Source organism: Larkinella arboricola, assembly GCF_003259745.1.
GTDB classification, from domain to species: domain Bacteria; phylum Bacteroidota; class Bacteroidia; order Cytophagales; family Spirosomataceae; genus Larkinella; species Larkinella arboricola.
In genome coordinates this window covers 315,169-328,701 of sequence record NZ_QLMC01000006.1, presented here as the reverse complement: position 1 = coordinate 328,701, position 13,533 = coordinate 315,169, and the positions used below count along the sequence as shown (strand labels likewise).

At 52.8% G+C, this 13,533-nt stretch carries 11 protein-coding genes; 9 read left to right on the top strand and 2 right to left on the bottom strand.

The window, feature by feature from the left end; all coding sequences use genetic code 11:
- Positions 1-59 precede the first annotated feature (59 nt).
- From LX87_RS23525 to LX87_RS23495, 7 genes are all read left to right on the top strand, one after another.
- Positions 60-662: an RNA polymerase sigma-70 factor gene (locus tag LX87_RS23525; RefSeq protein ID WP_229310795.1), complete on the top strand. Its 603-nt coding sequence runs from the start codon at positions 60-62 to the stop codon at positions 660-662.
- Positions 663-710: 48 nt separating this feature from the next.
- On the top strand, positions 711-1,718 hold the full coding sequence (locus LX87_RS23520; protein WP_111630743.1) for a FecR family protein: 1,008 nt from the start codon (positions 711-713) through the stop codon (positions 1,716-1,718).
- Positions 1,719-1,739: 21 nt separating this feature from the next.
- On the top strand, positions 1,740-5,354 hold the full coding sequence (locus LX87_RS23515) for a SusC/RagA family TonB-linked outer membrane protein (protein ID WP_229310794.1): 3,615 nt from the start codon (positions 1,740-1,742) through the stop codon (positions 5,352-5,354).
- 34 nt (positions 5,355-5,388) lie between these two features.
- Complete coding sequence (locus LX87_RS23510; RefSeq protein WP_111630742.1) at positions 5,389-7,143, top strand: RagB/SusD family nutrient uptake outer membrane protein; 1,755 nt, start codon at positions 5,389-5,391, stop codon at positions 7,141-7,143.
- A 61-nt stretch (positions 7,144-7,204) separates the two neighbouring features.
- Entirely contained in the window at positions 7,205-9,517 is a 2,313-nt protein-coding gene (locus tag LX87_RS23505) for a glycoside hydrolase family 32 protein (protein ID WP_170139443.1), read from the top strand.
- Between the two features lie 108 nt (positions 9,518-9,625).
- Positions 9,626-10,552: a nucleoside hydrolase gene (locus LX87_RS23500; RefSeq protein ID WP_229310793.1), complete on the top strand. Its 927-nt coding sequence runs from the start codon at positions 9,626-9,628 to the stop codon at positions 10,550-10,552.
- Between the two features lie 357 nt (positions 10,553-10,909).
- Complete coding sequence (locus tag LX87_RS23495) at positions 10,910-11,491, top strand: Crp/Fnr family transcriptional regulator (RefSeq protein WP_111630740.1); 582 nt, start codon at positions 10,910-10,912, stop codon at positions 11,489-11,491.
- Here LX87_RS23495 and LX87_RS23490 read toward each other — a convergent pair.
- Positions 11,488-12,228, bottom strand: coding sequence for a DUF4386 domain-containing protein (locus LX87_RS23490; protein ID WP_111630739.1), 741 nt, complete (start codon positions 12,226-12,228; stop codon positions 11,488-11,490). The genes LX87_RS23495 and LX87_RS23490 overlap by 4 nt on opposite strands.
- An 89-nt stretch (positions 12,229-12,317) precedes the next feature.
- Between LX87_RS23490 and LX87_RS28895 the strand changes: the two genes are divergently transcribed.
- Both LX87_RS28895 and LX87_RS23485 read left to right on the top strand, forming a co-directional pair.
- Positions 12,318-12,524, top strand: coding sequence for a hypothetical protein (locus LX87_RS28895; RefSeq protein ID WP_170139422.1), 207 nt, complete (start codon positions 12,318-12,320; stop codon positions 12,522-12,524).
- Positions 12,525-12,646: 122 nt separating this feature from the next.
- On the top strand, positions 12,647-13,162 hold the full coding sequence (locus LX87_RS23485; protein ID WP_229310792.1) for a hypothetical protein: 516 nt from the start codon (positions 12,647-12,649) through the stop codon (positions 13,160-13,162).
- On the opposite strand, the gene LX87_RS23480 is transcribed toward LX87_RS23485, so the two are convergent.
- Entirely contained in the window at positions 13,137-13,496 is a 360-nt protein-coding gene (locus tag LX87_RS23480; RefSeq protein WP_111630738.1) for a winged helix-turn-helix transcriptional regulator, read from the bottom strand. The genes LX87_RS23485 and LX87_RS23480 overlap by 26 nt on opposite strands.
- Positions 13,497-13,533: the final 37 nt, after the last annotated feature.

The window sequence follows — 13,533 nt, the reverse complement described above, 5'->3', positions numbered from 1 at the left end:
CGTTAACCCGCTTGCCAATGCTTCCTTTCCCGACCCCGAACAGTAAAGAGCCTTCACCCTTGCATTTACATGTAGACTCTAAGGTGACCAATCAGGAATACCTGATCCGACAGGCGTTTGAGTTGGATGTACGGCAAGGCTATGAACTGCTCTTCCGGCGGTATTACCGGCCCCTGTGCAGCCACGCCGTCCGGTTTGTGTATTCCCGGGAACTGGCCTGCGACATTGTCAGCGAGATTTTTCTGAACTTCTGGAAAAACCAGTCCCACCTCCACATTACGGGTTCGTATCGGGCTTATCTGTTTACGTCCGTCCGCAACCGGGTTTACAACTACACACAGGAGGAATGGAAGAAGTCGATGCTCCAGGACCCGATTGATGAAGAAATGGAGGAAGCTGTGTATACGGATGATGACCCTCAGAAAATCCTTCAGGTGACGGAACTGTACCAGCGGTTGGAGCAGGCTATTCGAACACTGTCGCCCCAGTGCCAGCGGGTTTTTCTGCTGAGTCGCTTCGAAAACAAGAAGCACCGCGAAATCGCCGACGAACTGCATATCTCGCTAAAAACCGTGGAAGCACACCTCATGAAAGCCCTGTCCCACCTGCGTAAAGCTCTGATTTTTACTGGGCTTCTTCTCAGCGTAATCGGTTCGTACTAACCCACTTAATCACTCCCCATTACTCCCTACTGAGACCGTTAGACCGTCATGAATACGCCTTTTCAGAAAGAAACTATTTTTGAGCACTTTGCCGGACGCAGCACTCCCTTGCAGCGTAATCTGCTGAATGAGTGGCTGAAGGAGCCCACAAACCGGGAGTTATATTACCAGTGGCTGGAAGAATGGGAACGAACAAACTGGCAACTGGTGACCAATGATGACATTGAATTCGATAAGCTTCTGGCCAGAATCGACCAGGCTTCGGCCGACGCAGACTCGGAAACCGGGCGGAATGTATCGCTTTTACCAAGGTGGTTTCAGGGACGCTTTTTAGCCGTAGCCGCCGTTTTGGTCGTTTTTTTTATGACGGGGCTATACCTCAGCCGCTCCTGGTGGATGTACCAAACGGTAGTGACGGGTTACGGCGAAATTCATCAGGAACGCCTGGCGGACGGTACGTTGGTAACCCTCAATGCCAATTCCAGCCTGACCATTCCCCGATTCGATCTCGGGCAAGGCGCGCGGGAAGTCTGGCTGCGGGGAGAAGCCGAATTCAACGTGGCCCGGCAGCCCGACCGTCGTCGGTTTGTGGTGAAAACCGACGATGATTTCGACGTGGAAGTGCTGGGAACGGAGTTTGTCGTTTATACCCGGAACAACACCAACCGCGTGGCGCTTCAGAAGGGTCGGGTGAAAATCAACTACCGATCCGGCAAACAACTCAACCTGCGGCCCGGCGATATTGTCAGTCTGGACGAAACCACCGGTCGGCTGAAAATTGCAAAAACGGGCCGCCCCCAACAGTTTTCGGAATGGAAACACCACCGCTATCACTTTGACAATACCCCGGTAGCGGACGTGCTCAAGCTTCTACAGGACCAGTTTGGTGTGCAGGTGGCGCTGGCCGATTCAACGCTTTCCGAACAACGAATATCGGGACAGTTTAAAGCCCAGACCGCCAGTGAACTCATCCAGGCCCTGGAAACCATCCTTGATTTACGGGCCATTCACCAGGGAAACCACATCGAACTTCAACCGGTAGATACCCTTCAATAAATAATCCTAAACCCATTTTTTATGTTTCATAGGTTACGCCAACAGTACTTCGGAGCCCTGTTGCTGGGGTCTCTTTTGGCCGGAATTTCGCCGGGACGGGCACAATTGGTGCTTCTGGCGCAGGGCGCTACCCAACAGCGGGGCAATCCATCCAGTCCCCAGAGCAAACAATTGAAAGACGTTCTGAACGATCTCAGCCGTCAATACGGTGTTGATATTCTGTTCGCGGAACGAATCGTGGACGGTATTCAGGTGGGGAGTTACGCAACTACGACCCATCAGAATATCGAACAGATACTGAACAAGCTGCTGAAACCGCACGGTCTGAGCTACCGAAAAATGAAAAATGGCTCCCTGCTGATCCGGGGCAGCCGCACCAACCCCAATCCGCCGGTTTCGTTTTCTCCGCAACATCCCGGTATCGAAATCCCGCTCGCTTCGCTGCCAGGTACTGGTGTAATTGCCTCCCCTACACTTGCCAGTGCCAGTCTAAGTTTTCCGGTACAGGGTAGGGTAACGGCTTCCGACAACGGAGACGGTCTGCCAGGAGTAACCATTACGATCAAGGGCACGACGCAGGGCACCACCACCGACGGCAGCGGAAATTTTCAGCTTACCGTTCCGGGGCCGGATGCCGTGCTGGTTTTTTCGTTCGTAGGGTATCAGGCTCTCGAGCAGACCGTCGGCAACCAGCGGACCTTTACCGTACAGCTAACGCCGGACACCAAAAGCCTGAATGAAGTTGTCGTGGTGGGGTATTCTACCCAGGCCAAGCGGGACGTAACGGGGTCCGTCTCGACGGTTTCGGCGAAAGACTTACAGGCCGTTCCCGCCAACAACGTGGGTCAGCAGTTGCAGGGCCGCGTGGCCGGGGTTACCATCGGAAACGACGGGCAGCCGGGCGGAAACGTCATGGTTCGAATTCGGGGGATTGGCTCCATCACCGGCGGCAATGATCCGCTGTATATCATCGACGGGGTTCCGACGCAGGGCGGATTGAACCAGATCAACCCCAACGATGTGGAAACGCTGCAAGTACTCAAGGATGCTTCCACGGCGTCCATCTACGGTGCGCGGGCCAGCAATGGGGTGGTCATTATTACCACCAAGAAAGGAAAGCAGGGACAGTCCAAAATCACGTACGATGCCTTTTATGGGGTTCAAACGCCCACCAAAAGCCCGGAAATGCTCAACACGCAGCAGTACGCGGATGTGGTCTGGCAAAACTACCGCAACATCGGCAACGTAAGCCCGACGACCGGCAACCCGGTTGATGCTACGTTTGGCGACGGTGCCCAGCCCCGGATTCCGGATTACCTGCTGTTGCAGGGCGGAGCGATGGAAGGCGACCCGCGTGTGGCCCCTGCAAACTACACAAACAACCCCAAAGATCCGCAGTACGGTATTTCCAAATTCATGTTTGCCCAGGCCAACAAAACGGGGACTGACTGGTGGAATACAGTCATGCAGACCGCTCCGATGCAAAGCCACAACCTTTCGGTCACCGGCGGCAACGCCCAGAACCGGTACGCCATTTCAGGCAGTTACTATGCGCAGGACGGGATTGTCAAATTCACCAGCTTCAAACGGTATTCGCTGCGGGCCAATACCGAGTTTACCATCAAGAAAAACATTCGGGTGGGCGAAAACCTTCAATTTGCCTATACGGATCAGGTAGCCGGTTTGATTCGGGACGAAAACAGCGCGGTGCTGGCCTATCAGATGCCGCCGTTTATGCCGATCTATGACGTAGGCGGTAATTTCGCCGGGGGGCGCTCCTGGGTAGATCATCCGTACACGCGGCTGTACCGAAACAGGGACAACCACGGCTATACGTCGCGGGTTTTCGGGAATGTCTACGCGGAGGTCGATCTGATTAAAGACCTGACCCTGCGCACCAGCCTGGGTGTAGACAACAGCAACTGGAACCTGTCGAATTTCGCTCCGGCGGCTCCCGAATCGTTTCTGCTGGCGCAGAATGCCCAATTGCAGGTTTCGTCTAATTACAACCTGAACATCACCTGGACCAACACGCTGGCTTACAAAAAACGGCTCGGCGACTTCCACAACCTCTCGGCCTTTGTGGGCACGGAAGCCGTCCGGAACAAATACCGTGATTTCTCGACCTCCAAGGCTAATTTCGCCTTTGAAAACCCCGATTTTCAATACCTCAATGCCGGTTCGACGGTCTTAAGTTCGTCGGGTTCAGGTTCGGATACGCGGTTGTTTTCGGTATTCGGGAAAGTGGATTACGCCTTTAAAGAGCGGTTTTTGCTCTCGGCGACCCTGCGCCGGGATGCCTCCTCGCGGTTTGCTCCGACCTACCGCTGGGGTACGTTCCCGGCTTTCAGCGCTGGCTGGCGGCTATCGGAAGAATCGTTCCTGAAAGGCGTTTCCTTTATCGACGACTTGAAACTGCGGGCGGGCTGGGGCCAAACCGGCAACCAGGAAATCAACCCGTATAACCAGTACACCACCTACGGCTCAAACCTGAATTCCTCCTCGTACCCCATCAACGGGGCCAATACGACGGTTGTACCTGGTTTTGAGGTAGCCGCCCAAGGCAACCCGACGGCGCAGTGGGAAGCTCAGACGATGACAAACCTGGGTCTGGATGTAACCCTGTTCAAAGGAAAACTGGATGTAACGCTCGATGCCTACAATCGCCAGTCTTCCAAGTTATTACTGGAAATTCCGAGCCCGGCCACCGATGGACAAAACCGTCGGCCCGCCGTGAACATCGGTGGTATCCGAAACCGGGGGTTCGACGCGCTGGTGAATTATCACGGCTCGGCTGTCAACAACGAACTGAAGTTTGATATTGGTCTGAACTGGTCCACCTACCGCAACGTTGTGACGGATTTGTACGGCGGTCCTGAATCGTTCATCACCGGTTTTGCCACCCGCCAGCCCTCGGTCACCCGCACCAAGGTCGGTCATCCGATTTCCTCGTTCTACGGCTTTGTAATCGACGGTATTTTTCAGTCACAGGAAGAAGCCGATGCTCACCCCACGCAGGGCGGTGACCGGGCGCTGTACAACAAACCGGGCCGCTTCAAGTTTCGCGATGTGAACGGCGACGGCGCCATTGACGACAGCGACCAGACCTTTATCGGCAGCCCGCACCCCAAATTCACGTACGGCCTGAACCTGAGCGCTCAGTACAAAGGGTTTGATCTGGCGCTTTTCTTCCAGGGCGTGTCGGGCAATGATCTGTACAACTACCAGAAGTGGCGTACGGATTTCCAGAACTTTACCGGCAACCGCAGCGTGCGGATTCTGGATAGCTGGACGCCCGAAAACCGGGATGCTGTTTTACCGCAGATCAACTCGCTGGCGGCAGGGTATGAGTCGCAGGCATCGACTTACTTCATTGAAAAAGGGTCGTATTTGCGGGGTAAAAATCTCCAGATCGGCTACACCCTGCCGACCACCCTGGTGAACAAAGTGAAAGTTGATCGGCTGCGCGTTTACGTCCAGGGCACCAACTTCTTTACCAGCACGAACTACTCCGGTCTGGACCCGGAAGTAAACCTGGCCAACTACGGGGGCGGTGCTGACCGCGATATCGGTGTGGACCGGGGCGTTTATCCGCTGGCCCGCACCTTCACCGTGGGTCTGAGTCTTACTTTTTAAGCCGAAAGCGAATCCGATTTTAACGCTGTTACCCATGAAACTACGACTTTATATCATAACTGGTCTGCTCATTACCGGAGCCGGAGCCTGTACCGATAATTTTTACCAAACCCCACCGCTGGGGGTGGCCAGCGAATCTCAACTGCTGACCCGCGACGGCATCAACTCCCTGCTGATCGGCGCCTACTCGCTGCTCGACGGCGTGGGGGCCAGTTCCGACGGCTGGCTGGGTCGCAACGAAGGCCGGGCTTCAGCGGCCTCTAACTGGCTGATTGGCGATGTGGCTTCGGACGACGCTTACAAGGGCAGCACCCAGACCGATCTGGCCGACGCTAACGCCTTTGAACGAAACAACGTACTGCCTTCCAACAACTTTGTGCCGGATAAGTGGATTGCCCTCTACGACGGCGTTTCGCGAAGCAACGATGTCTTGCGGGCTGTCGCCAAAACTACGGGCCTGGACGAAGCCACGGCCACCCGCTTTCGGGCCGAAGCGCGGTTTCTGCGGGGTTTTTATATGTTTGAGCTGCGCAAAATTTACTACCGCGTGCCCATCATCGACGAAACGATGTTTGACACCAAAGTACCCAACGACAAGGAAGCCTGGCCGTTCATCGAAGCCGATTTTCAGTTTGCGCAGGAAAATCTGCCCGCTACTCAAACGGATGTGGGCCGGGGCAATTCCTGGGCGGCCAAAGCTTTTCTGGCGAAAACGTACCTGTTTCAAAATAAATTTGCCGAAGCCCGGCCGCTGCTGGAAGACCTGATTGCCAATGGTGTAACGCCAAACGGGCTCAAATACGGTTTGAACGACTGCTATTACGATAACTTTCAGATTTCGACCAAAAACAGCAAGGAGTCTATTTTCGCCGTGCAGTCCTCCGTCAATGACGGCAGCGGTTCGAGCGCCAACGCCAATTACGGCGAACACCTGAACTTTCCGCTGGTGGGGCCGGGCGAGTGCTGCGGTTTTTTCCAGCCTACGCAGAACCTGGTCAACGCGTTTAAAACCGACGCCAATGGGTTGCCGCTGCTGGACACCTTTAATCAGTCCGACTTGAAAAACGACGACGGCCTGCGGTCGACCGATCCGTTCACGCCCGATGAAACTACGCCCCTTGATCCGCGTCTGGATCATACCGTGGGTCGCCGGGGAATTCCCTACCTGAACTGGGGGCTGCACGGGGGCGACAACTGGACCAACCCGGCGGGTGATGCCGGGCCGTATTCGCCCAAGAAACGCTCGTACCGCAAAGAAGAACGAGGCACGCTGTCGACAACCGTGGGCTGGGCGATGGGTCCGAACGCCAATAATTACACCGTCATCCGGTTTGCCGATATTCTGCTCTGGGCCGCTGAGTGTGAAGTAGAAGTGGGGAGTCTGGCAAAAGCGCAGGAATACGTCAATCTGGTGCGCAACCGAGCCAAAAACTGCGTTGTGAAGGAACTGGATGCCAGCGGCAATGAAACCAACCAGCCCGCGGCCAACTACCAGATTAAACCGTATACGGTTGCCTGGACCTCCAAAGAGGTTGCCCGGAAAGCCGTGCGGTTTGAACGACGGCTGGAACTGGCGATGGAAGGCCACCGGTTTTACGATCTGGTGCGCTGGGGCATTGCCGATACGGTTCTCAACACCTATTTTGCCGCCGAGAAAACAAAACGCCCCTATTTGAACGGGGCTTCGTTCACGAAAGGTAAAAGCGAATACCTGCCCATTCCGCTGACCGAAATTGTCAATAGTTCCATCGGTGGGCAAAATACCCTGATTCAAAATCCTGGTTATTAAGTAGATTTAAAGCCACCTGAGAAATCGGGTGGCTTTTTGAATGAAACCAATTGTCCCCGGAATGTTAAAATTAGCTGGTCTGACGTTTTTGCTGATTCCGCTGGCGCTGAAAGGCTATCCTCAAACGAAACCTGCCGCCCGGTTGCCTGCGCCCTGGTCGGACGCGGAAGTGGTCTGGCACCTGGCCGACGGGACCGATGCAACGGGCAAACACCCACGCCTGAAGCCTCAAGGTGAGGGCGTGAAAACAGGCGTGCCGATGGCCGACGACGAACGGGCGGCTTCCCGGAAACGAGGTGGTGACGGAACCGTGGCCACGTTCGACGGCAGCAGTTGGCTGGCACTGGAGTCTGCACCGGGCGAAAAACCGTTTCCCGGGCCGGAAGCCCTGACGGTATTCGCCCGCGTAAAAGCCACCAAAACGGGTGGCTTGTTTCACACCAACCTGTTTTCACTGGTAATCCACGAAAGCGGGCTGGCGGTTGCGATTCTGGGTGTTGCCGATGCCGAGGGGGCCATGTACCGCGAAATTCCGCTTTCTCCGCTGACCTTGAATGCCTGGCACGATGTGGCGGTCCGGTATCGGGCGGGTTTTCTGGATTTTGTGGTGGATGGGCAGCTACTGAACCACATTTCGGTACCGGGAAAACCCCGGGCCATCCTCACGGGGCCGACGGTGCTGGGTGGATGGCGGATCGACAATCCGCCGGTTTCAAGTTTCCCCAAACCCGTCATTGCCTTTTTATTCCAGCGGCTTTTTACCGGCAGTATGGACCACGCGGCCGTCTGGAACCGCGCTCTGAGCGATGCCGAACTGGCCCGCGTGTCCGGCGTTTCAGCGCTGACGGGGCCAGGGCCGGTTACCGATGCGCAACGCTGTCTGGCCGACTACCACGCTTTTTTTACGGCTTCCCGTCAGAAAGACACCGTTGCCTGCCAGCGCCTGGGACTTTCCATGCGCCAGTTTATGGCCCGCGACCCCAAACGCCCTACCTACCACCTGACGGCTCCAATGGACGCCATTCTTGATCCGGCGGGGGCGTTTTATTACAAGGGCCAATACCATGTTTTCAGTTACCGCAACCTGGTGTCGCTGCTGGCCTGCAATCCATTGGCGCACTACGTCAGTGACGATTTGATTCACTGGAAAGACCGTCCCATCGCACTCTGGCCCGACTCTGATCTGGACGTAAACGGCATCTGGCTGGCTAATCTGTTTTTTGACGACCAACAGCGGCTGAGTACGCTTTACACGGCACTCGGCAAAGATGGGAAATACGGGGTGCTGGCTCGCAGCTACAACGATCTGCTGTCCTTCACTGATAAGCAGGCCGTCATGACGGGCATGGTGCACCACGACGGACACACCTGGAAAGATGGCAACACCTGGTATTCGCTCACTACGCGCCAGCATTGGGGGGAACGCCCCGGCGATCTGGGCGACGCCATCATTCTGCTTTCTTCGCCCGATCTGGTAAACTGGACCGAACGGGGTACAATTTTCGATGCCCGCAAGCATCCCGCACCGCGCAGCGACCAGCAGCGGCAGGGCTTTACCGAGTATCCGTACCTGCTGCCCTTCGGTGACAAACACGTGTTGATTACCGGAACGCGGCCTGTACAATATTGGGTTGGTCGGTTTGATAAAGAGAAACCCGCCTTTATACCGGATGACCCGACGGGTAAACTGCTGGACTACCTGAACCCGTTTCATTGTTTCAATCCATCGGCGATTGACCACAAAGGGCCGGGAGGAACCGAGCGCCGGATCATTCAGGCCATGCATCTGTACACCTCCGGTCAGGTGGACGGTATTCCCTGGTACGGCGCGCACGTGCTGCCCCGAATTCTGACGCGGGAGGGAGACCGGCTCCGGCAGGAACCGGTGCCCGAAGTAGAAGCCCTGCGCGGCAGGCATGAGCAGCGAAAGAATAGGCTCGTTCAGCCCGGCGCTACGAATTTACTGGCGGGTATAGAGGGCGATGCACTGGAAATTATCGCCGAGTTTGATCCCGGAACGGCCACACGGTTTGGCCTGAAGGTCCGCACGGCAGAAGGTGGTCAGGGTGGCACGAAGGTTTTTTATGATGTTACCGAAGACCAGTTCGGGGCGATGGACAACCTGAAGATACCGGCTCCCTATCCGGAGTTGGGTCAGGGTCCGGCTTATCTCAAAAAAGGCCAGCGGGTTCGAATGCGGCTGTTTCTGGACCGCTCGATGCTGGAAGTTTTTGTGAACGGACAAACCGGCAGCGGTATTTTTAACAACGATGTAAAAGGGATGGGACTGGATTTATTCAGTGAAGGCGGGGCCGCCACCCTGATCTCGCTGGACGTTTGGGAATTGAAACCCGCCTGGCCCCTGACGAACTAAACCCACCAATCCTATTCTTCATTTTCACTATTTCAGCTGCGTATGTTCCAGATTTATTGGCGGATTGCCTGTTTCGTGGTCTTGTTGATGGGTGTTGAATTAACCGCTATGGCACAATCCCGCTCAACCGCTCCGGCTGCCAAAAACCGTATCAAGGTTATTTTTGACTGTGACCTCGGCGATGACATTGACGACGCCTACGCCCTGGCTCTGCTGTGCGCCAGTCCCGAACTGGAAGTTTTAGGGATAACGACCTGCTACGGCCGTACGGATGACCGTGCGCAACTGGCCTGTCAGATGCTGTATGAATGGGGGCTGGACAGCATTCCGGTGGCGGTTGGACGCGACACTCGCCAGACCGACGAGCGGGCGAACTGGTACGCCGATCAGTTTTACTACGCCAAGGGTTTCACTCGCAAAAAGCCCATCAGCCAGTCCGCTGTGGATTTTATCCGGGAGCAGTTGCGCAAATACCCGGGTGAGGTAACGGTGATTTCGGTAGGCCCCGTACCGAACATGGCCGATCTGGTCAAACGGGATCCGGGAGCCCTGAAGCTGGCCAAGCGGGTAGTGGCCATGTTTGGTTCTTTTTCCATCGGTTACAACGGTTCTCCCACCATCGATACCGAGTGGAATGTGCGCGCGGATGTGGCCGCTTCCAGGCAGTTTGTCAGCAGTGGAGTGCCCATTACCTACGCGGGTCTGGACGTAACGACGTTCGTAAAGGCAGATGCGGTTTTTCGGCAGAAGCTGCTGATGCGACAGAGTCCGTTGACCAGTACGCTTTGTGGACTGCAAACGCTGTGGGCCTACGATCGCGACCCAGTGTTGTATGACGCCGTAGCGGTGGGCATGGTACTCTGGCCCGATTTGTTCAAGACCCAACCGGCCCATGTCACGGTAGATGACAAAGGATACACGCGGCTAAATCCTCAGCAACCCGCCAACGGGGATGTTGCGGTGTACGTGAATACGCCCAAGTTTCTGGAACGGCTGCTGCGTGTTTATATGAACCAGAACCTGCGACGATTTTAACGAACATGGTATAACCTGTTTTCCTGACATATATTTTTCCTGGCTGTTAGTGGTCTCACTGTCCAGTACCGGAAACTCCTAGGAAGCCCTAAGCTGATCAACTAATAAATAAACCAGCCGGTACAGATTCACCAGACTGTTGTTTTCTAGAAGTTAGGAAAGGGATTAATGAAAAAGGAGCTCAATCAGAAAAGCATGACTTTCTGAGCTTATATATTGTTAAGGTAAGTAAAGTCCTTATTCATGTAAGGCTATTTCAGGGTAATACACAAACCAATAAATTTGCTAAATTGTAAGCTACCGCTTTCCACTATCATACAACCACCAGTGTGATAGTGGGTGAAATACTTTCGCACGATGGAGCAAACCATTCTGGCCTATATCGAACACTATGTGGCACTCACTGCCGAGGAGAAAACCTCTATATTAGCGGATCTGTCTTATAAGACTTTTGCCAAAGGCACTGTTTTGCTTAAGCAAGGGCAAATATCCAAAGAGTGCTACTTTAACATTCAAGGTCTGGTTCGCCAGTATGAACTCATTGATGGCGAAGAAAAGACAACTTTTTTTTACACCGAAGGCGATGCTATTGTGGCATTTGATAGTGCAGCTAACTATATACCTAGCCAATTTTTCTGGATTTGTGAAGAACAAACTACGTTGGTTATCGGACGTTTGGATAAGATAGAGGTATCGTATGCCAAGAATCCTAAGCTCGAAAAGATGTCCAGATTGTTTGTTAACCAGGAGTTTGGAAAGTATCAAAACTTAAGCTCTTCATTAATTACATTAAGCCCTGAAAAACGCTATTTACAACTACTGGAGAACAGACCTGACTTAATTAACCGGATTCAGCAGTATCATCTGGCAAGTTATTTAGGGATAAAACCAGAAACATTGAGTAGAATACGAAAAAGGATTGCTAAAAAAGCCTGTTAAACGGCTGATAATATTGAGGCTATCTTACGTCGTTTCACAAATAACCAACCCGCCAGAAAGACTTCAGAGAAGGACATCGGAACAATAAAGACGCCAATTATAAGATTAAATAACTGAGCATGATCAGAAAAAAACAAGGTGGCAACGCTATTAAGTACATAGCCAAAACTAGCTATAAACAGAAACCAACTAATCCAGTAGGGAGCGGTAGTAAGTTTTTGCACCAGTAAGGCGAGTAGTAATAGATGCATACCAAAGAATATTAAGCCTATAGCAAAACCCGTATGATGGATTTTCAAGAAAATAAAGGCTTGGTTTACTGCTACATCAAGTTGTTCTTTGTTAAGTTCATCAGTTGAGGTATAAATGTCCTTTGCTATAACTAATCCAACAATCGCTCCCCCTTTTACTGCTACATAAAGTAACCTGAGTCCTGCCATCAATAAGGATAAGCTGTAATTAACGCTATTAAACAGCAGATAGAAACAGGCGGATAAAATTATGTCAAGAATAATAATTACAATAAAAGAAAGGATTCCGGTTGAAAATAGCCCCATTGACTCATTAATCGCCCTATACGTTTGATAGGGATCGTGCCAGGTAATTAATCTTGAACGAACAAAAAACTCGGCAACAATACCAAGGAAAAACATGAGTCCCAAACAGATAGCTATTATCTGGATTACTTGCTTAAAAAGCAGGTTGCTTGCGTGATGAGTGGAATCTGCTAACTTCATTCTGGTTTTTTGAGAGCAAATTATGGAGGCAGATCAAGTATGTCATTGACTTTCGTCAATAAGGAGTCCTTGTGCGACTATTACATAAAGTGTGTCAGATAGAAAGGAATCATTACCTTATATCTGCCAACTATGAAAAAGCAGGCATTTTTGATTTCAAATCTTCTAAGAAGAAAGCAATGGTGCGTCTGAAAGCCGGTGACAGCCTATTAGGTCGAGAGGGGGGAAAAGGTGCTGGAATTGAAAATGAACACGGATATCGTCAAACCGTTGGTTTCATCGCGCCGGTTCTCTGAAAATACCACCTGGAACATTTTGGAACGTGCCCGACAGGAAAATACTACAGTGCATGGGGCCATCTGCGCGGCAGTCCTGCTGGCTTGCAGAAGGATGCGCCCGGAATGGTACCGAGCCCAGAATGGAACTCGTCTCACCCATTTGCACAAGGGCGGTGCTGAACCTGGACGATCATTTCGAACTCAATATTACCACGCAGTCCGTGTTTTTCGAGCAGGAAAATTTAGCGTTCTGGGACCTGGTAAGGCTCGCCAAAGCTGGCCTAAACGGTACCGATTCGGTTAAGTATGTGACAAACTATCTGTCGTTCTTCCGGGAGATCGTTTTTGGTCATAATGATAGGCAACAAATGCTCGACGTTTTGAAAACCGCATTCAACCATCACATTATGGTGACCAATCTCGTCCGGGTCAACTATGATACGGATTTCGGCGCATTAAGACTGAAATCGCTTTATGGCCCGGTGGTGCGATCAGGTAAGGGAATGGAGCAGACAATCGGTGCGTTAACGACCAATGGCTTGCTCTGCCTGACCAACACCAGTGATACACCAATCCCTGGCCTGCTTGGCGAAATGGAGAAAATTCTCCAAGAGGCTTGCCAGGTAAACGCTAAGGCTGCATGTGCTTTAAAATGAGCTCCCGCAAACGCTGGTCATGCTGGTCGCCCCATTGGCCTATCGCGCCAATGACGGGGATGAGCGATTTGCCAAAGTCTGTGAGGTAGTATTCGACTTTGGGTGGGACAACCGGGTAAATCACTTTACCCACCAGTTCGTGGTTTTCCAGTTCTTTCAACTGCACATTCAGCACCCGGCGGGTTGCACCCGGAATTTTCCTTTGCAGCTTGCTGGGGCGCTGAAAGCCTTCGTTAATAAACCATAAAAGCCGCATCTTCCATTTACCATAAAGCACTTCGCCGATCAGGTCGAGCCCGCAATTCAGGTTAGGCATGGTCTTTCTTTCGTACATACTGCAAGCAAGTATAGCTACAGGCTCTGCCCGGTTC

Excerpts from the sequence above, each read along its gene's own strand:
- LX87_RS23520 (WP_111630743.1), top strand. The coding sequence starts at position 711 with ATGAATACGCCTTTTCAGAAAGAAACTATTTTTGAGCACTTTGCCGGA.
- LX87_RS23515 (WP_229310794.1), top strand. The coding sequence starts at position 1,740 with ATGTTTCATAGGTTACGCCAACAGTACTTCGGAGCCCTGTTGCTGGGG.
- LX87_RS23510 (WP_111630742.1), top strand. The coding sequence starts at position 5,389 with ATGAAACTACGACTTTATATCATAACTGGTCTGCTCATTACCGGAGCC.
- LX87_RS23505 (WP_170139443.1), top strand. The coding sequence starts at position 7,205 with ATGTTAAAATTAGCTGGTCTGACGTTTTTGCTGATTCCGCTGGCGCTG.
- LX87_RS23500 (WP_229310793.1), top strand. The coding sequence starts at position 9,626 with ATGGCACAATCCCGCTCAACCGCTCCGGCTGCCAAAAACCGTATCAAG.
- LX87_RS23495 (WP_111630740.1), top strand. The coding sequence starts at position 10,910 with ATGGAGCAAACCATTCTGGCCTATATCGAACACTATGTGGCACTCACT.
- LX87_RS23490 (WP_111630739.1), bottom strand. The coding sequence starts at position 12,228 with ATGAAGTTAGCAGATTCCACTCATCACGCAAGCAACCTGCTTTTTAAG.
- LX87_RS23485 (WP_229310792.1), top strand. The coding sequence starts at position 12,647 with ATGGAACTCGTCTCACCCATTTGCACAAGGGCGGTGCTGAACCTGGAC.
- LX87_RS23480 (WP_111630738.1), bottom strand. The coding sequence starts at position 13,496 with ATGTACGAAAGAAAGACCATGCCTAACCTGAATTGCGGGCTCGACCTG.